The organism is Streptomyces pseudovenezuelae (genome assembly GCF_001513955.1).
Lineage (GTDB): Bacteria > Actinomycetota > Actinomycetes > Streptomycetales > Streptomycetaceae > Streptomyces > Streptomyces pseudovenezuelae.
The window spans coordinates 104,862-123,351 of the sequence record NZ_KQ948152.1 but is presented as its reverse complement, the minus strand read 5'-3'; the positions used below and the strand labels follow the sequence as shown (position 1 = coordinate 123,351).

Below are 18,490 nucleotides of genomic sequence, written 5' to 3'. Positions count from 1 at the left end.
AATGCACGCGGTCGGGGGAAGAGACTGGGCCGGATCGGGCGCTCCGGTCCAGCCTGCGAGATAACGGACGCCCGGATTCAGCACGCCGGCCGGCTCCGCGCCACACCGGCCCGCTCCGCGGCACCGGCCCGCTCCGCGGCGCGCCGTACCGCCCTCAGCTCACCGTCGCGCTCTTCGGCGGCCGGGGCTCGCGGGTCTGGGTGAGGTGGGCGAAGACGACGACGTTGCTGGTGTAGCCCGTCCGCCGGGTGAAGAGTCCCCCGCAGGTGATCACGCGCAGTTCCGGGCGCCGGACCGGGCCGTAGACCTCCTTGTCGGGGAAGCCCGACTTGTCGAAGACCTTCACCCGGTCCACCGTGTAGACGGCGATACGGCCGTCCGCGCGTCCCGCCTCGATCAGTTTGCCGGGCTTCACCTGGGCGAGCGCGGCGAAGACCGCGGGGCCGGTCTTGGTGTCGCGGTGGCCGACGGCGATCGCCGTTCCGGACTCGCCGGGTGTGGGTCCGCCCCGGTACCAGCCCACGAGCTTCGGCTTGTCGACCGGCGGTGTCGACAACTCCCGGCCCTTGCTGAGCCCCAGGCCCATGACCGGGGCGTCGATGCCCAGGGACGGGATGCGGAAGGTCGTCGGCCGCGACCGGGACAGCGGGCGGGGCGGAGGCCTGCGGGTGGGTGCGGGGCGGGCGTCGGGAGCCGGCTCACCGGCCGGCTCCGCCTCCGGGCCGGCGGCCGCCACGGTGTCCGGACCGTCGGGCCCGTCCGGCGCTGTCGACGTGTCCTCACCCGTACACCGGACCCCCACCGTCACCAGGACGACCGTGAGCAGGGCCGTCCTGGTGAGGCGGTAGGCGCGGGTCCGGTACCAGGGCCTGCGTCTGCGCCTACGCGGCGCCATTGGGCCGACGGCGGTTCATCCGGAAGTACGCGACACCGCCGACCGCCACCAGGCCGACCGCACCCGCGGCGGTCACCGGCGCGAAGGCTGCCGCGGTGTCGACGAGACCGCCGCCGCCCGCGTGCACGCCGCCCTTCGGGCCGTTGGAGTCCTTGCTCCAGCCGCCGCCCTCGCGCTGGTCCTCGATCTGGTCGCCCGGCCGGCGCTCCGCGTCGCGCTTGCCGTCATGGCAGTTGACGCGGAAGACCTTCTCCTTGGGGGCGCCCGCCACGATCCAGGTGATCTTGTACTGTCCGTCCGCGACCCCCAGCGGGTCGGTGTGCCCCGCGCCGCCCGCGAGCTGGATGGTGCCCGCGACGGTGGCGGCGGTGGGCAGCGGGGGCTGGGGCGTGATGGTGTAGGCGATGGTGGTGAGGACGTCGAAGTTGACGGCGTCCAGGTAGAACTTGCAGACCCGGGGATCATCCTTGGAGACGCCGAAAGGCACGCCCACGTGATGGATCCTGATGTCGCCGTTCTCGCCCGCGGCCGACGCCGTCGGCGCCGCCACCCACGACGCGCCGGCCGCGGCGAGGGCGGTGAGGACGACCGTGGCGCCCGCTCGGACGCGGAAGGTACGTGGGAGTGTCAGGGTGGGCATGCGCGCTCCTCCGAATTCAGACGATTTCCATACAAATCGCTCTTTCGGCAGCACTCTCCGTCATGCGCGCGACGGTGGACCGCATCGACGCCCGGCGCGCCGTCAGATATCGCTCGTGCGGCGCAATCCCGGGCGCCTCGGCCGCTTTCCCGCGGCCAGCCCGGCCCCTTCGGACCGTCCCGGCGACCGCAGCGCCACCCCGGCCGACAGCAGCAACAGCGTCCCGAGCATCACGAACGGCGCGGCCACCCCCGCCACTCCGGCGACCAGACCCGCGGCGGCCGGTGCGGCGACCTGGCCGAGGCGGTTGCCGGTCAGCCGCAGGGCGAGCGCGGTGGAACGGGCGCCGTCGGGGGCGGCCTGGACGACCGTGGTCATGGACAGCGGCTGTCCCACGCCCAGGCAGAAGCCGAGCACCGCGAGCATGACGGCCAGCGCCCACACCGGGACCGGCAGCGCGATGCCCGCGCACAGCACGGCCGCCAGCAGACACGTCACGGTCAGGAGCAACGCGCGCCCCAGCAGCCGTAGCAGCGGAGTCAGCACCAGACGGCAGGCGATCGTGGCGGCCGCGCGCAGGCTCAGCAGCAGGCCGATCACCGAGGGGGCGATGCCCCGGTGCTCGCCGACCACCGGGAGGTACGCGGTGAGGATGTCCGTCGCGGACAGTACGGACAGGCTCACGAAGATGCCCCCGGGCACGCCCCGGGACTTCAGGATGCGCCCGACGGGCACCCGATCGCCCTGCCCGGTACGGGACTTGGCCGCCGTGTCCGGATGCTCGATGCGCCACAGCGAGGTGCACGCGACCGCCGCCCCGGCACCCGAGACGAGCAGCGCGAGCGCACTGGTGCCCGCCCGGTCGGAGCCGCCGATCAGCGCGCCCGCCGCGATCGGGCCGACCAGCTGGCCGAGGGAGGCGCCGATGGTGAAGTGGCTGAAGTTGCGGTCCTGTTCGTGCGGGGCGGACTGGCGGGCGACGAGGGACTGGGCCCCGATGACGAAGCAGAGGTGGCCGAGGCCCATCACCCCGCTCCAGACCGCCATGGCCCACAGGGAGCCCGCGATGCCGCTGAGCGCGCAGCCGCCGGATATCAGCACCACGCCGACCGGCAGCAGCGGCGCGCACCGCCCGTGGTCCGTACGGCGGCCCAGCGGTACGGCGGCGAAGAGCGGCAGCAGCGCGTACACACCGGCGATGACACCGATCGCCCGCTCGTCCGCGCCCAGCGCGAGGGCCCGGTAGGAGACGGCGGGCCGGGCCATCGACACCGCCCCCTGCGCGAAGCTGAAGGCGATGACGAGGCGGAGCAGCCAGCCGCGGTTCCCACCGGGCGCCATGATCGAGTCCTCCATGGACGGGAAAGAAGCGGATCAGATGATTCCGAAGAGGATTCCTGCCCCGAGGATCAACAGGCATGTGAGCGCTGCCCACTTGACCACGAACTTGGTGTGGTCGCCGAACTCCACCTTGGCCATGCCGACCAGGACGTACACGGCCGGGACGAGCGGGCTCGACATGTGCAGCGGCTGGCCGACGAGCGAGGCGCGGGCCATCTCCAGCGGGGTCACACCGTGTGCCGCGCCGGCCTCGGCGAGGACCGGCAGGACGCCGAAGTAGAAGCCGTCGTTGGACATGAAGTAGGTGAGCGGGAGGCTCAGGACGCCGGTGACGAGGGCCATGTGCGGGCCCATGCCCTCGGGGATGACGTCCACCATCCAGCGGGCCATGTGGTCGACCATGCCGGTGCCCTGGAGGACGCCGGTGAAGACGGCGGCGGCGAAGACCATGCCGGAGACGTTGAGGACGTTGTCGGCGTGGGCGGCCAGGCGGGCCTTCTGGTCGGGGATGTGCGGGAAGTTCACGGTGAGCGCGAGCGCGGCGCCGATCAGGAACAGCACCGGGATCGGCAGCCACTCCATGATCATGGCGGTGAGCAGGGTGAGCGTGAGCAGCGCGTTGAACCAGTAGAGCTTGGGACGCAGAGTGGCGCGGTTCGGGTCGAGGACCTGGAAGCGCTCCGCGTCGCCGGCCTCGTCCTCGGCCTCGGCGTCGGTGCCGGAGCCGGAGCCGCCGGTGGCCACGGGGGCCTTCGAGTCGCCGGTGCCGGAGCCGCCGGCGCCCACGAGCACCGTCTCGGTCTCCTCGACCTTCTCCTCCACCAGGATCTGGTCCAGCGTGAGCACGCCCAGCCGCTTGCGCTCGCGCATGCCGAGGACGTACGAGAGGACGAAGACGCCCAGCAGGCCGACGGCCAGGGCCGGGATCATCGGGACGAAGATGTCGCTGGCGTCGAGCTTCAGCGCGGTGGCCGCGCGGGCCGTCGGGCCGCCCCAGGGCAGGGTGTTCATCACGCCGTTGGCCATCGCGGCGACACCGGTCATCACGACCAGGCTCATCTTCAGGCGCTTGTACAGCGGGTACATCGCCGAGACGGTGATCATGAAGGTGGTCGAGCCGTCGCCGTCCAGCGAGACGATCGCGGCGAGGATCGCCGTACCGACGACGATCCGCATCGGGTCGGCCTTCGCGAACTTCAGGATCCCGCGCACGACCGGGTCGAAGAGGCCGACGTCGATCATCACACCGAAGTAGACGATCGCGAACATGAGCATCGCCGCGGTGGGGGCGAGGCTGGTGACGCCGTCGATGACGTAGTCACCGAGCTTGGCGCCCTTCCCGACGAAGACGCAGAACAGGGCCGGGATCAGTACGAGCGCCGCGATCGGCGACATCTTCTTCATCATGATCAGGACCAGGAAGGTCGCGATCATGGCGAAGCCGAGGATGGTCAACATGAGTGGATACCTAACGTTCGCCCTTGAACTCCCACCGGAGTCGGCAGTGCGTTGACGTTAGGACCCGTCAAGTGGCGTTAACAAGACGTTGACATGCGAGCAATAAGCGCAAAACTGCTGGTCACAGCTTTGCGCTGCTCACAGCGTCGCTACGGCGGCCAGTTTTACGGGTACGCCGTTGAGGACCGCGTTGCCCGAGAGCGGGTCGAGCAGGCTGCCGTCGAGGAGCTGGTTGACGTTGACGCCCGGGTCCTTGGCGGCGTGGCCGAGCCGGGTCCCGGGCCGGTCGTGGCCCCAGCCGTGCGGCAGGCTGACCACGCCGGGGCGCACACCGTCGGTGAGCTCGGCCTCGGTGACCACCTCTCCCCCGGCGCCCTTGATCCGCACCGCGCCCCCGTCCCGCAGACCGAGCCGTTCGGCGTCCTCGGGGTGGATGTGCAGGGTGCAGCGGTTGGTGCCGCCGGTGAGGGCGGGGACGTTGTGCATCCAGCTGTTGTTGGAACGCAGATGCCGGCGGCCGATGAGGACGAGCCCGTCGGTCCGGTGCCGCAGGGCCTCCCGCAGCCGGGGCAGGTCGTCCGCGATCGGCCGCGGCAGCAGCTCGACCTTGCCGCTCCTGGTCTTCAGCGGCTGCGGCAGCCGGGACTTGAGCGGTCCGAGGTCGATCCCGTGCGGATGCGCGAGCAGCCTGGTCAGGCTCAGCCCGTCCGGGCGTACGCCGAAGCCGTCGCCGTAGGGGCCGAGGCGCAGCATCATGTCGAGCCGCCGCTCGGGGCCGGTGTCGCCCTCCAGGAGTGCCGCCAGCTCGTGCGGCTCGCGGCCGTGCACGGGCGAGTGGGTCTCCTTGACGGCCTTGCCGAGGGTCTGGCCGATGACCAGGTCGTCCACCGCGGAGGGGTCGGCGCCGTGCATGCCGGTCGCGGCGAGGACCAGCCGGGCGAGGATCTCCGTCTCCGCCATCCGGCCGGGCTCCAGCGGGACGGCGGGGCGGGTGTAGCGGACCTGGTTGCGCACGGCGAGGGTGTTGAAGGCGAAGTCGTGGTGCGGGCTCTGGGAGGGCGGGGGCGGCGGCAGCACGACGTGGGCGTGGCGCGAGGTCTCGTTGAGATACGGGTCCACGCTGACCATGAAGTCGAGCGAGCCGAGGGCCTTGTCGAGCCGGTCGCCGTCCGGGGCGGACAGCACGGGGTTGGCGGCGACGGCGATGACCGCCCGGATCGGCTCGCCCTCCTCGGTCGCGGTGTCGATCTCCTCGGCGAGCGCGGAGAGCGGCAGCTCGCCCTTGGCCTCGGGGTGCCGGCTCACCCGGGAGTGCCAGCGCCCGAGCGCGAACCCGTGGCTGGGTCCCGCGGGCCGGGGTGTCCGGTCGGTGGCGGCCTGCGGGAAGAGGGCGCCGCCGGGCCGGTCGAGGTTGCCGGTGAGGATGTTGAGCACGTCCACGAGCCAGCTGGCGAGGGTGCCGTGCGGGACGGTGCAGCTGCCGATGCGGCCGTACACGGCGGCGGTGGGGGCGGCGGCGAGTTCGCGGGCGAGGGCGCGGATGGCGGGGGCGTCCACGTCACAGGCGCCGGCGACGGCGTCCGGGGTGAAGTCCCTCACGGCTTCCCGGAGTTCGTCGATCCCTTGGAGATGCGGGGTCAGCTCCCCCGGGTCCACGAGCCCTTCCTCGAAGAGCACGTGTGTCATCGCCGCGAGCAGCAGGGCATCGGTGCCGGGCCGGATGGCGATGTGCCGGTCGGCGAGCTTCGCGGTCCGGGTGCGCCGGGGGTCGACGACGGTGAGGGTGCCGCCGCGGGCCTTGAGCGCCTTGAGCTTGCCGGGGAAGTCGGGTGCGGTGCACAGACTCCCGTTGGACTCCAGGGGGTTGGCGCCGAGGAGGAGCAGGTGGTCGGTGTGGTCGAGGTCGGGCACGGGGATGGCGTTGGCGTCACCGAACAGCAGCCCGCTGGAGACGTGCTTGGGCATCTGGTCGACCGTGGAGGCGGTGAAGACGCTGCGGGTGCCGAGTCCGGCGAGCAGGACCGGCGGGTAGAGGGCGCCGGCCATGGTGTGGACGTTGGGGTTGCCGAGGACGACCCCGACGGAGTTCGCGCCGTGCGTGTCGACCACCGCCCGGATGCCGGCGGCGACCGCGTCGAAGGCCTCCTCCCAGGTGGCCTCGCGCAGCTCACCGTCGCGTCGCACGAGCGGCGTGCGCAGCCGGTCGGGGTCGCCGTCGACGGCCCCGAAGGAGGCCCCCTTCGGGCAGATGAACCCCTTGCTGAACACGTCGTCGCGGTCGCCGCGGGCGCCGATGACCCGGGTCCCCTCGACGGTGAGCGTCAGACCACAGGTGGCCTCGCACAGGGGGCAGATACGCAGAGCGGTGCGGGACACGGGTCCTCCCGGGGCAGCGGTGCCTGTCCGGTTGAGCATACCGACCGGTATGCATGACGGGGAGGCCTTCACCCGGGAATTCCGGGGAGCGTCAGTCCAGAACCCTCGCCAGATAGGCCCGCAACATCTCCCGGGCCTCCTGGATGATCCGCTCGTCCCCCTCCGGCGCCATCCGGAAGGCCAGGTGGACGAGGGTGTCGGCGGTCTCCACGGCGATGAGGAAGGTGCGGCGCAGGTCGTCGTCCGGTTCGCGGGAGAGGTAGCCGGAGAGCAGGTCGGTGAGGCGGTCGGCGACGCGGTGGTTGGGTTCGGCGTGGCGGGCGCCGACGGGGATCTGGTTGCCGAAGTCGACGAGGGAGAAGCCGGGGGCGGTGCGCTTCATGGCGAGGTACTCGTCGAGGACGACGTCCATTGCCGTACGCCAGCCCCCTTCCTCGCCCGACTCCTTGAGGCGGTCGGTGACGCCGACCGTGAAACGCTCCAGGTTGCGCTGGGCGAGGGCGTCGGCCATCTGCCGCTTGTTGCCGAAGAAGCGGTAGACGGAGCCGATGGGCACACCGGCGCGCAGGGCGACGGCGCGGGTGCTCAGGGCGTCGTAGCCGACCTCGTCGAGCAGGTCGGCGCAGGCGTCGAGGATTCTGGTCAGCCGTTCGGCACTGCGCCGCTGCACGGGGGCGCGGCGAAGCGAGGTCGCTTGGGGCACGGGCTTCATGATGCCTTTCCGCCGCGGTCCGGTGAACCCTGCCACCTGGTACGGGGCCGGAGGCCCACGGCACTCATCGGCCACCGCCGACACTCACCGGGACCTCCACCGCGGAGACCGCGCGAGCAGCGAACGCGAGCCGCGAGGCCGAGGCACCCTCTTCGACGCCGGTGCCGGTGCCGACCTGTACGTCCGAGGCGCTCGGGCCCACACGCACGACGAGCCGCGAACCGGAGCCTGAGCCCAGGACGCCCCCGCACCCACCCCAGACCAGCCGCGCGGCCGAGGAACCACCCCTCACGCTCGCCGCGAAGCGCACATCCAGGGCGTTCCCGCCCGCACTCACGAGTGGCGGCGAACCGGAGACCTCCGTGCCCAAGGCACTCCCGCCCACACGCACGACAAGCCGTGAACCCAGGACACCCCCGCACCCTCCCCGGACCCCCCGCCCGGCCGACGCGTCCAGAGGACCCGCACCCGCCCTCACGACGGCCTGCGCGGCCGCCGCACTGCTCACCGCGCTCACCGCGCTCACCGCGAAGCGCACGCCCGAAGCGCTCCCGCCCACACTCACGTCCGGCCGCGAACCCGAGCCACCGGCACCCACGCCAGCCGGTCGCGAACCCGAAGCACCTCCACCCGCGAACATCGCGAACCGTGCATCCGAAGCGGTGCCGTCCACACCCGCGGCGGCCCGCGGGCCCGACGCCCCGCCGTCCCCGGCCACAGCGGCCCGCGCCCCCGAAACGCCGCCCCCGCTCCCGCCGGACAGCGATTCCGAAGCCCCGTTCCCCGCTCCGTTCCCCGTGGGCTGGGGTTTCGAGGCCGTGACGTCGGCCGTGCTCTCGACCGGGGCGCCGTCGACGGCCCAGACGGTGCCGTCGTCGGCGTAGAGGCGGACGGTGACCTTGTGGGTGCCCTGGGAGACGTACGCGGCCGAGAGGCGGTAGGACGGGGTGCGCAGGGTGGTGACGGGGCGGTCGTCCACGAAGAGGACGGCGACACCGCGGCCGGAGACCGCCTTCTCCCTCGTCCTCGTGGGCGAGAAGGTGAAGTTCTCGACGGTCAGCCGCACGGACCAGCTGTCGTCGGCGTCCGGCTGCACCACTATGCCGACGTCGGGGGCGTTGTCCTTGTCCACCTCGCGGTAGTGCCGACCCTCGTGATCGGTGTCGTCGAGGACCTTGCCCACGGGTGACACCGACTGTCCGTCCTTGTTCTTCCGTGCCCCATCGGCGCCACAGCTCACGGATCCGGTGACCAGCAGGACACAGACCGCGAGCAGGGCAAGGAGTCCCCGCGTCCACGACATGCCGGGGAGCGTAGAACACAGGTCCGACAACGCGAATCCCCCTGGGGTCTGGTTCTCGTCCTCCTCCCTGAGGAGGTCACGAGGGGGAGATCGGTTCCACGGAACGTGCTCTTGCGCCGAGGACACCGCAATCCTACGGTGTTCCATAGGAATCAGACCGCAAGGGAGCGATCATGAACGGGGACGCAGCGCTCGCGCGCGGCGACGCACGCAAGACCGCCGAGGGCCTGACCCACCTCTGCGGATTCGGCAACGAGCACGCCTCGGAGGCCGTCCCTGGCGCCCTCCCCGTGGGCCGCAACGCCCCGCAGCGCGCCCCCCTGGGCCTGTACGCGGAGCAGCTCAGCGGTACGGCGTTCACCGAACCCCGCGCGCACAACCGCCGCTCCTGGCTGTACCGGATCCGCCCGTCCGCCGCGCACCCGGCGTTCACGCACACCCACAACGGCCGCATCCGCACGGCCCCCTTCACCGAGTCGGTCCCGGACCCGAACCGGCTGCGCTGGAACCCGCTGCCGGAGCCCGTCGAGGGCACCGACTTCCTCGCCGGCCTGTGGACCCTCGGCGGCAACGGCGACGTCACCCAGCGCACCGGCATGGCCGTGCACCTCTACCACGCCACCGACTCCATGGACCGCGTCTTCAGCGACGCCGACGGCGAGCTGCTGATCGTCCCGGAGCGCGGCGGGCTGCTGCTGCGCACCGAGTTCGGGCTGCTGCACGCGGAGCCGGGACACGTGGCGCTGATCCCTCGTGGCGTGCGCTTCCGTGTGGAGCTGCTGGACGAGTCGGCCAGGGGCTATGTGTGCGAGAACTATGGCGCCCCCTTCCAGCTCCCCGACCTCGGCCCGATCGGCGCCAACGGTCTCGCCAACCCCCGCGACTTCCTGGCCCCCGTCGCCGCCTACGAGGACGTCGAGGGGCCGGTCGAGGTGGTCAACAAGTTCTGCGGCAACCTCTGGACGGCGACCTACGACCACTCCCCGCTCGATGTGGTCGCCTGGCACGGCAACCACGTGCCGTACACCTACGATCTGCGCCGTTTCAATGTCATCGGCTCCATCTCCTACGACCATCCCGACCCGTCGATCTTCACCGTGCTGACGTCCCCCTCGGACACCCCTGGGCTGGCCGGAGTCGACTTCGTGGTGTTCGCGCCGCGCTGGCTGGTCGGCGAGGACACGTTCCGGCCGCCGTACTTCCACCGGAACGTGATGAGCGAGTACATGGGCCTGATCGAGGGCGCCTACGACGCCAAGGCGGAGGGCTTCGTGCCCGGCGGCGGCTCGCTGCACAACATGATGTCGGCGCACGGACCGGACCGGGAGACGTTCGACCGGGCGAGCGCGGCCGAGCTCAAGCCGCAGAAGGTCGACGACGGGCTGGCGTTCATGTTCGAGACGCGCTGGCCGGTGACGCTGACCGCGCACGCGGCCCGGGCGGACCACCTCCAGCCGCACTACGACGACGTGTGGCGCGGCCTCGAACGTCACTTCCGCCCGTTGCACTGACCGATCCGCGGAAGGTACGGATAGCCCGTGACCTCCTTCGCCCCGGACTCGATCGTCCTGAACCGCAAGCTGCCGCTCTGGTACCAGGTGTCGCAGTCCCTGCGCGCCTCGATACTCGGCCGCTCCCCCCAGGACCCGCTCCGCCTGCCCACCGAGGAACAGCTGGCGGGCCACTACGGCGTGAGCGTGCTGACCATGCGGCAGGCGCTGAAGGAGCTGGAGGACGAAGGACTGATCACCCGTCACCGGCGCCGGGGCACCTTCATCGAGCCGGACGCCCGCCGGGGCAGCCCGGTCCGGCTGCTCGGCTCGGTGGACGCCATCGTGGCCCAGCAGTCCGGCATGACGACCGAACTGCTGGAGCACGGCAAGTCGCCCGTGCCGCCCGAACTCGCCGAGTACTTCCCGGACCTGGACGAGGTGGCGTCGTACCACCGGCTGCGCAGCGACGAGACGACGGGCGAACCGACCAACCACGCCCGCAACTACCTGCGCCCCGAACTGGCCGCCCGTATCGACCCGTCGGACCTGGCGCGCCGGCCGATGACGAAGGTGCTGCGGGACGTCGTCGGGGTGGACATCGGCCGCATCACGGACACGGTGGAGGCGCGGCTCGCGGACCCGGAGACCGCCCGGCTGCTCCAAGTCCCGTTGCTCAGCCCGATCCTGCACTACACGGGGGTCACCTACGACACGGACGGCCGGGTCCTGGACGCGGCCGTGATCCACTACCGGGGCGACCGGTTCTCCTTCTCGGTGACTCTGGACGCCACGTGAACCCACTGTCCGTCACTGGTCGTACGATGCCCAGCGTGACGCACGACGACGCTCCGCTGCTGGCGGACCTCATGCCGTGGTCCGTCGCACCGCCGCGGCTCGGCCGGGGGTGGCCGACGGGCCCCGACGCCGCATCCCTCAGAGCCCGCTGGGACGCTCTGCTGAAGGCCGAGGGGCCCGACCGGGAGGCCCTGTTCGAGCCCACCCGCTCGCGCACCCTGTGCTCGGCGGTCGGACAGCTGCCGGGGCGGACGGGCGGCACCGAGAAGCTCGCGCGCGCATCGGGCCCGTGCCCGGAGCCGGTACGGGTCCTGGCCGCGCCCTTCGACGAACAGTGGCTGATCCCGGACCAGCGGCTGATCGACGCGGCCCGGCCCGAGCTGTGGCGGGTGGCGGACGAGGAGCAGGTGTTCGTGGTGGAGACCCCCACGGACAATCAGGGCCCCCGGCTCCTCGCGACCTCGCTGCTCCCCCTGCTCCGCCCGGGGCGCGTCCGCCCGCTGTACCGCCGCCCGGGCGGCACCGAACCGAACCTGGCCCCGGGCCTCCTGGAGCATCTGAGCAGCCGCCTCGGCATCCCGGTGGCGCCCCTGGACGTCCTCGCGTGGACGGTGACGGCGATCCGCCCGGGCCTCGCCGTCCCGCTCACCGACGACCCCGACCTGTGGGCCCGCGGCGTCGAGTCGGGCCGCCGCGCTCTGTGGCTGATGCGTCGCGACGGCGACCGCCCGAAGCTGCCCGGGGGCCGCCGCCCGTACGTCCGCGCGCCGCTACCCTCCCGTCCCCTGGTCCTGGATTACGACCGCGACGAGGAGGCCCTGCTGCTGGACGAGGGACGCGTCTCCCCCGTACCGCCCGAGGCCTGGGACTTCGAGGCGGGCGGCGTGCGGGTGCTGGAGCAGTGGTTCGCGGCCCGGGTCGCGGAACCGGAACCGGGCACGCTGTCCGCGATCCGCCCGGCGACCTGGCCGCAGGCGTGGACGTCGGAGCTGCTCGAACTGATCACGGTGCTGGCCCTGCTGGCGGATCTCCAGCCGCTGGAGGACGAGTCGACTTCACGGATCTCGGCGAGCGACCTGCGCGAGGCGGGGGTGTTGCCGGTGCCGGAGAGCGCGCGGAAGCCGGCGTCCGTCTTCGATCACCACGAGGAGGGCCCGGAAGGCCAGTTCGCGCTGCTGTGACCCCGTGTCGGGGGCGCGGGGCTGTGTTGGATTTGCGGCTACCGCCACGCGGGCGCGACCGGCCACCACGGCGCCGCACCCGGCACCGAACCGTCACCCCCGCGGCGAGAACCCGTCCAGCACCCGCTCCAGCATCCGCTCGAACACCGCGTCCAGATCGATCGGCCCCGCGTCCTCCAGGAACGACGCCGCCAGCCGCGGATACGCCCCGGACGCCACCTGGCTCCCCAGGTACGCGATCCGCACCGCGTTCTCCTGCTCCTGCGACCACGGCAGCGACCGCACCCGCTCGGCCGTGGAGAGTTCGTTCGAGACGTACGTCGTCACACATCCGTTGAGCATCGCGACCAGCTCGATCTTCGTGCCGGCAGCGGCCTCCAGCGGGTCGAGGCAGGCCAGGCAGTGTTCCAGGTAGCGCAGGGCGTTGGGGCTGAAGCCGTACACGCCTGACATCAGCCGCACCATCCAGGGGTGCCGGTGCATGAGCGTCTTGGTCTGGCGCGCGTTGCGCAGCATGTCGGCCCGCCAGTCACCGGTCGGCTCGAACAGCTCGTGCTCCCCGCTGACCGCGTCCACCATCAGCTCGAACAGGTCCTCCTTGCGGGGGACGTAGTTGTACAGCGACATCGTCCCGCAGCCCAGTTCGGCCGCGACATGGCGCATCGACACCGCGTCCAGGCCCCCGGCGTCGGCCAGCCGCACGGCCGCCGCCGCGATGTCCGCCCTGGTGAACGCGGGCTTCGGCCCACGCCCCGTCCGCTCGGGACGGGCCCAGATCACTTCGGGTACGGCCGCTCGGCCCGCCATCGATCATCACCTCGGCCACCATCGTAGTTACGTACACCGTACGTAGTGCGCTATGGTCCTGCCATGACTTCTACGTACGCTGTACTTAGTGAAGGCTTGGAGAAGCGGTTCGGGGAGGTTCATGCCCTGCGCGGCCTGGATCTCGCCGTGGCCCCGGGCACGGTCTGCGGCATCCTCGGCCCCAACGGCGCGGGCAAGACCACGGCCGTACGGCTGCTGACCACGCTGCTGCGGCCGGACGGCGGCTCCGCCCGGATCGCGGGGCACGACCTCGCACGGGAGCCGGAGGCGGTGCGGCGCGCCATCGCCGTCACCGGGCAGTACGCCTCGGTCGACGGAGATCTCACCGGGCGGCAGAACCTCCGGCTGTTCGCCCGGCTGCACCGGGTGCGGGGGCCGGCCGGGCGGGCCGCCGAACTGCTGGAGCGCTTCGGACTGACCGAGGCCGCCGACCGGGCCGCCTCCACCTACTCGGGCGGGATGCGCCGCCGTCTCGACCTGGCGGCGAGCCTGATCCGCCGCCCCGGCATCCTGTTCCTCGACGAGCCGACGACCGGACTCGACCCGGCCAGCCGCAACCTCATCTGGGACGCCGTGCGCGAGCTGACGGCGGACGGCACGACCGTGCTGCTGACCACGCAGTACCTGGAGGAGGCCGACCGGCTCGCCCACGACATAGCCCTGGTGGACAAGGGCCGGGTCGCCCGCACCGGTTCGCCGGCCGAGCTCAAGGCGCTGATCGGGGCGCACGTCGAGGTCGTCGTCGCGGACGCGGACGTCCTGGTGAAGGCGGCCGGGGTCCTCGACCGACTGACCGGCGGGGAACCGTCGTTCGACCACGACCGGAACTCGGTCGGCGCCGTCACCCGGGACACCACGCTCACCCTGCCCCGGCTGGTGCGCGAACTGGACGCGGCCGGTGTGCCGTTGCTCGACGCGAGCATCCGGCCGCCGACGCTCGACGACGTCTTCCTGCGACTCACCGAGGAGCTTGCGGCATGAGCATGCTGGCCTACGACGGCACCGCGATGCTGGGCCGTCAGCTGCGGCGGATCCGGAACAACCCGGGGCTGCTGGTCCTGACCCAGACCATGCCGATCACCATGCTGCTGTTCTTCGGCTATGTCTTCGGCAGCGCGCTGGCGATGCCGGGCGAGGAGTACCGGTCCTTCCTGGTGCCGGGCCTGCTGGTGGCCACGGCGGCGAACGGGATCATGACCGGGATGTTCCAGGCGGCCCAGGACGTGCATCGGGGCGTCACCGACCGGCTGCGCACCCTGCCGATCAGCCGGGCGGCCGTACCGCTGGGCCAGTCGATCGCGGACGTGGTGGTCACCGCGGCCGGTCTGGTGCCGTTCCTGCTGGTGGGACTCGCGGTGGGCTGGCGCGTCGAGGGGTCCGCGCTCCGGGCGGCGGGCGCGCTCGCGCTGTTGCTGCTGTTCCGGTTCGCGACCACCTGGATCGGTATCTTCCTCGGCCTGCTCACCCGCAACGAGGAGGCGGCCGGTCAGCTGGGCGGCGCGACGTTCGTCCTGCCGCTGCTGTCCAACGCGTACATCCCGGCCGAGGGACTGCCCGGGTGGCTGCGCACCCTCGCCGAGTGGAACCCGATCAGCGCGGTGACCACGGCCCTGCGGGACCTGTTCGGCAACGCCCCGGTGCCGGAGGGAGCCGCCTGGCCGGTGGCACATCCGATCGCCGGGTCACTGCTGTGGTGTGCGCTGCTGATCGCGGTCTTCGCACCGCTTGCCGTGCGGCGGTATGCACGCGGGGAGGGCTGAACACCGCTTGCCGGGAGGGGAGTTCGGGCCCTGTCGGGGCCCGGGCCGACCTCGCAGGCGTGCATGCCGAAGATGGTGCGTACGGGGAGGCCGAGCCGGGGGACGTGTCCCGCGCTCGGCCGACTCACCTGGATCGTGCTGCATGCCGTGGGGATGACGGGCAGGATCGCAGCACGATTCCGGGCGGCCAGGGCTCAGTGCCCGCCGAACAGCGAACGGCGCAGTCGGCGCAGCGGCGCGAACAGCGAGACGCGGCGTACCCGCGCACCCCTGTCACTGCGCTCCTGCTTGCTGGTGTCACGCGCGGTCAGCTCGCGCATCAGTGACGTCGCCTCAGCCGCCTCGCGCTGGGGGACGGCAGGTCCCGACAGCACCGAGAGATGGCGGTCGAGGCGCGAACTGGTCGCGCTGCTCCCGCAGGTGATCGCAGGGACCCTCGCCCTGCGTACTGCTATCTGTTCCATGTCACTCCCCACCCGTACGAGTCCACCCGGCCCGGGCAGGGTAACCCTATCGCCCCGTCGGGGCACTCGTGTATCGGCGTCACAGGATTCACCTTCCCCGCAAGGGTGTTGACCACCCCTCCGTGATTACTCTCCGAATCCAACCGATTTCAGGGCGAGTTGGACAACCGGCTGGGTAGTGGGCTGTGGTGACCCCCCGTCGGGCTCGACCGTCACAGCCAGTGATGTAGCGGACTTGTCGAGTCCGCTCGCGACCAAGGGCGTGTCGGCGGCGAAGAGCCCGAGGGAGCGCGGTTGCTCGCCCGGGCGCATGAGCCACAGTTGGCGCACCCGGCCGCTCGGGGGCGCGCTGTACCCGCTCAGGGTGACGACCGCGCGCCCCTCGGATGCGGAAGCGATCACTCCGATCGTTCGGCCCTGGGCGTCCTGTCCCCGGGTCGCCCGCGCGTCGACGGCCTGGAGAACGTGGGCGATCTCACTGGCCTGGGCCTTCTGCGCGTCCAGTTCGTCCTGGGTCCGGTTGGCCTGGACGGCGAACAACGAGGCCACCACGAGAGCCGCGGCCGCGGTGGCCGTCGCGAACGGCACGAACAACGGGCGCCGCTGACGCTGCCTGGGCGGCGGCTGCGCGCCCCAGACATGCGGCGGCAGCTGCGACTTGCGCGCCCGTACCGGCTCCGGCCGCGCACGGGCCGGCTCGGGCCGTGCGGCGGACTCCTGCGGGATGGTGCGTACGGCGGCCAGCACCCGGTCGCGCATCGCCGACGGCGGCGGAGCGGCGGCCGACCACGCGAGCCGTACCGCGTCCTCGGACAGCGCACGCACGTCCGCCGCACAACTGGCGCAGTCCTTCAGGTGCCTCTCGAAGCGGGCCCGTTCGGCGGGCTCCAGCGCGTCGAGGGCGTACGGGGCCGCGAGGGAGTGCAGATCTTCCCGGCGGAAGAGGCTCATGCCGCACCTCCCAGGCACTCCCGCAAGCGGGTCAGTCCGTCACGCATCCGCGTCTTCACCGTGCCCAGCGGCAGCGAGAGCCGCTCGGCCACTTCACGGTACGTGTAGCCGTCGTAGTAGGCGAGGGTGACGGACTGCCGCTGGAGCTCGGTCAGGCGCTCCAGGCACCGGCGCACCCACTCGCGCTCAAGGCCCGCCTCGACCTCCTCGGTCACCTGGTCGAAGGCGGGGTGGTGGGCCCGGCGTGCCTCACGCTGCTCGCGTTCACCGGCGGCGCGGGCGCTGCGCACCCGGTCGACGGCACGGCGGTGCGCGAGGGTGAGGATCCACGACAGCGCGCTGCCCCGGCGGGGGTCGAACCGCGCGGCGGACCGCCAGGTCTCCAGCAGCACCTCCTGCGACACCTCCTCCGACTGCGCCGGATCACGCACCACACGCCGTACGAGCCCGAACACCGGCCCGGCCACGAGCCCGTAGAGCTCCTCGAATGCCATCTGGTCCCCGCCCGCCACGAGCAACAGAAGCTCGTCCGCTTCCAACTCGCCGCCCCCTCCCGCAAAGCCGCACCTGGGCCGTCCCGTCCCACGAGGTATTCGCAACGAACACACCTCCGGATGGGGTTACGGATCAGAAGCTCGAAAACGCGGGTCGAGCAGCAGAAAAGAAGTTTTGAGATTCGACCAATCCGCCCCGCCCACCACTCCGAATCCCCGAGCGTCAGGCAAGTTGGACTGAGGACGGACGGCATGACACCTATCTCCATGAGCGGCTCGGGACGCAGGAGTCTCGCGACCCTCGTATGTGGTGCGCTGGCCGCCGGAGGGCTCGCAGCCGCCGGTGTGGCCACGCTGGAACCGGGGGCGGCCTCCGCCTCCAGTCACCGGGAGGCCCCGCTGATCTCGGGCGACCCCCAGCACGACAACACGGACCTCTACGCGTTCGTCAGCCCCGACAAGCCCGACTCGACGACGATCGTGGCCAACTGGATCCCGTTCGAGGAGCCCGGCGGCGGCCCGAACTTCTACCAGTTCGCCGAGGACGCGCAGTACGACCTCCACATCGACAACAACGGGGACGGGCAGGGCGACCTGCTCTACCGCTTCACGTTCAAGACGCACGTCAAGAACAAGAAGTCGTTCCTGTACAACACGGGCGTGGTCGAGAGCCTCGACGACCCCGACCTCAACGTCACACAGACGTACGACATCGAGCTCTTCCGACTGAAGTACGGGAAGGTCCAGTACAAGACGAAGGTCGCCGACGACATACCGGTGGCGCCGTCGAACGTCGGCAAGGCGTCCATGCCGAACTACGAGAAGCTGCGCGACCAGGCGGTCTACAAGCTTCCCGGCGACGCGACGGCCTTCGCCGGCCAGGCCGACGACCCGTTCTTCGCCGACCTGCGCGTCTTCGACCTGCTGTACGGCGGGAACCTCAGCGAGGTCGGCAACGACACGCTCAAGGGCTACAACGTCAACTCGATCGCCCTGCAGGTCCCGACGGAGATGATCGCCGAGTCCTCGCACCAGCCGGTCGTGGGCATCTGGTCGACGACCCAGCGCAGGAATGCGCAGGGGTACTACTCCCAGGTCTCGCGCCTCGGCAACCCGCTCGTCAACGAGGTCGTCAACCCGCTGAAGGACAAGGACAAGTTCAACGCGTCCTCGCCGGAGTACGACGGGCAGTTCCTGAAGAACGTGACCAACCCCGAACTGCCGAAGCTCATCGAGGCGATCTACAAGATCCCCGCCCCGAAGGAGCCGCGCAACGACCTCGTGGACGTCTTCCTCAAGGGTGTGAAGGGGCTGAACCAGCCGCCCCACGTCCGCCCCGCGGAGGAGCTGCGCCTCAACACGTCCATCAAGCCCACCGATTCTCCGAAGCGGCTCGGTGTGCTTGATGGCGACAACGCCGGATTCCCGAACGGCCGTCGGCTCACCGACGACGTGATCGACGCCTCGCTCCAGGTCGTCGAGGGTGAGCTGGTCGGGTCCAAGAACGACCTCGGTGACGCGGTCGACAAGAACGACAAGGACTTCGAGAAGTCCTTCCCGTACGTGGCGCTGCCGACGGAGGGCTCGCGCGGTCCGCTGGCCAAGGGCACGTCCGGTGGGAACGACGTCCGCAACCAGCTCGGGGACGCGCTGTCGCCGGCCGGGTCCTCCGGGTCGGACAACATGACGCTGATCGCCGGGTCGGCAGGTGCGGGGGCCGCGGGTATCGCGCTCATCGGTGCCGCGCTCATGTGGTGGCGCCGGATGCGGGGACGCGCCTACTGAGGCCGACGGTTCCT

Annotated in this window: 17 protein-coding genes; 6 read left to right on the top strand and 11 right to left on the bottom strand. The window is 71.4% G+C overall.

Annotation, left to right across the window (positions count from 1 at the left end; all coding sequences use genetic code 11):
* Positions 1–154: 154 nt before the first annotated feature.
* The 7 genes from AQI94_RS34880 to AQI94_RS46470 all read right to left on the bottom strand — a co-directional run bounded on the left by AQI94_RS34880 (position 155) and on the right by AQI94_RS46470 (position 8,725).
* Positions 155–895: a class F sortase gene (locus AQI94_RS34880; protein WP_031045950.1), complete on the bottom strand. Its 741-nt coding sequence runs from the start codon at positions 893–895 to the stop codon at positions 155–157.
* Positions 882–1,535 carry a hypothetical protein gene (locus tag AQI94_RS34875; protein WP_031045955.1) on the bottom strand — a complete coding sequence of 218 codons (654 nt, stop codon included), beginning with the start codon at positions 1,533–1,535 and terminating at the stop codon, positions 882–884. The genes AQI94_RS34880 and AQI94_RS34875 overlap by 14 nt, the downstream gene beginning before the upstream one ends.
* Before the next feature lie 102 nt (positions 1,536–1,637).
* On the bottom strand, positions 1,638–2,876 hold the full coding sequence (locus AQI94_RS34870; RefSeq protein ID WP_031045958.1) for an MFS transporter: 1,239 nt from the start codon (positions 2,874–2,876) through the stop codon (positions 1,638–1,640).
* Positions 2,877–2,909: 33 nt separating this feature from the next.
* Positions 2,910–4,334, bottom strand: coding sequence for a CitMHS family transporter (locus AQI94_RS34865; RefSeq protein ID WP_031045961.1), 1,425 nt, complete (start codon positions 4,332–4,334; stop codon positions 2,910–2,912).
* A gap of 138 nt (positions 4,335–4,472) precedes the next feature.
* Complete coding sequence (locus AQI94_RS34860) at positions 4,473–6,710, bottom strand: molybdopterin oxidoreductase family protein (RefSeq protein ID WP_031045964.1); 2,238 nt, start codon at positions 6,708–6,710, stop codon at positions 4,473–4,475.
* A 91-nt stretch (positions 6,711–6,801) separates the two neighbouring features.
* A complete protein-coding gene (locus tag AQI94_RS34855) occupies positions 6,802–7,422 on the bottom strand; it encodes a TetR/AcrR family transcriptional regulator (protein WP_031045966.1) in 621 nt (206 codons plus the stop codon).
* 64 nt (positions 7,423–7,486) lie between these two features.
* A complete protein-coding gene (locus AQI94_RS46470) occupies positions 7,487–8,725 on the bottom strand; it encodes a hypothetical protein (protein WP_318658133.1) in 1,239 nt (412 codons plus the stop codon).
* 173 nt (positions 8,726–8,898) lie between these two features.
* On the opposite strand from AQI94_RS46470, the gene hmgA reads away from it, so the two are divergent.
* Genes hmgA through AQI94_RS34835 form a run of 3 tightly spaced genes read left to right on the top strand, consistent with a single transcriptional unit; the run spans position 8,899 to position 12,194 of the window.
* On the top strand, positions 8,899–10,236 hold the full coding sequence (gene hmgA / locus AQI94_RS34845; RefSeq protein ID WP_031045972.1) for a homogentisate 1,2-dioxygenase: 1,338 nt from the start codon (positions 8,899–8,901) through the stop codon (positions 10,234–10,236).
* 27 nt (positions 10,237–10,263) lie between these two features.
* Positions 10,264–11,013: a GntR family transcriptional regulator gene (locus AQI94_RS34840; protein WP_031045976.1), complete on the top strand. Its 750-nt coding sequence runs from the start codon at positions 10,264–10,266 to the stop codon at positions 11,011–11,013.
* Between the two features lie 26 nt (positions 11,014–11,039).
* Positions 11,040–12,194 carry a type ISP restriction/modification enzyme gene (locus AQI94_RS34835; RefSeq protein ID WP_062230107.1) on the top strand — a complete coding sequence of 385 codons (1,155 nt, stop codon included), beginning with the start codon at positions 11,040–11,042 and terminating at the stop codon, positions 12,192–12,194.
* Positions 12,195–12,287: 93 nt separating this feature from the next.
* On the opposite strand, the gene AQI94_RS34830 is transcribed toward AQI94_RS34835, so the two are convergent.
* Positions 12,288–13,001 carry a TetR/AcrR family transcriptional regulator gene (locus tag AQI94_RS34830; protein WP_031045979.1) on the bottom strand — a complete coding sequence of 238 codons (714 nt, stop codon included), beginning with the start codon at positions 12,999–13,001 and terminating at the stop codon, positions 12,288–12,290.
* 63 nt (positions 13,002–13,064) lie between these two features.
* Between AQI94_RS34830 and AQI94_RS34825 the strand changes: the two genes are divergently transcribed.
* On the top strand, positions 13,065–14,003 hold the full coding sequence (locus AQI94_RS34825; protein ID WP_031045982.1) for a daunorubicin resistance protein DrrA family ABC transporter ATP-binding protein: 939 nt from the start codon (positions 13,065–13,067) through the stop codon (positions 14,001–14,003).
* Positions 14,000–14,782: an ABC transporter permease gene (locus tag AQI94_RS34820; protein WP_031045985.1), complete on the top strand. Its 783-nt coding sequence runs from the start codon at positions 14,000–14,002 to the stop codon at positions 14,780–14,782. Before AQI94_RS34825 ends, AQI94_RS34820 begins: the two co-directional genes overlap by 4 nt.
* A 194-nt stretch (positions 14,783–14,976) precedes the next feature.
* Here the strand turns inward: AQI94_RS34820 and AQI94_RS34815 are convergent, their stop codons facing one another.
* From AQI94_RS34815 to AQI94_RS34805, 3 genes are all read right to left on the bottom strand, one after another.
* Positions 14,977–15,246 (bottom strand): hypothetical protein, encoded by a 270-nt coding sequence (locus AQI94_RS34815; protein ID WP_031045988.1) that lies wholly within the window; start codon positions 15,244–15,246, stop codon positions 14,977–14,979.
* A 126-nt stretch (positions 15,247–15,372) separates the two neighbouring features.
* Positions 15,373–16,197: an anti-sigma factor gene (locus AQI94_RS34810; protein WP_062230104.1), complete on the bottom strand. Its 825-nt coding sequence runs from the start codon at positions 16,195–16,197 to the stop codon at positions 15,373–15,375.
* Positions 16,194–16,736 carry a sigma-70 family RNA polymerase sigma factor gene (locus tag AQI94_RS34805; protein WP_031048864.1) on the bottom strand — a complete coding sequence of 181 codons (543 nt, stop codon included), beginning with the start codon at positions 16,734–16,736 and terminating at the stop codon, positions 16,194–16,196. The genes AQI94_RS34810 and AQI94_RS34805 overlap by 4 nt, the downstream gene beginning before the upstream one ends.
* Before the next feature lie 207 nt (positions 16,737–16,943).
* On the opposite strand from AQI94_RS34805, the gene AQI94_RS34800 reads away from it, so the two are divergent.
* Complete coding sequence (locus AQI94_RS34800; RefSeq protein ID WP_199814345.1) at positions 16,944–18,476, top strand: DUF4331 domain-containing protein; 1,533 nt, start codon at positions 16,944–16,946, stop codon at positions 18,474–18,476.
* Positions 18,477–18,490: the final 14 nt, after the last annotated feature.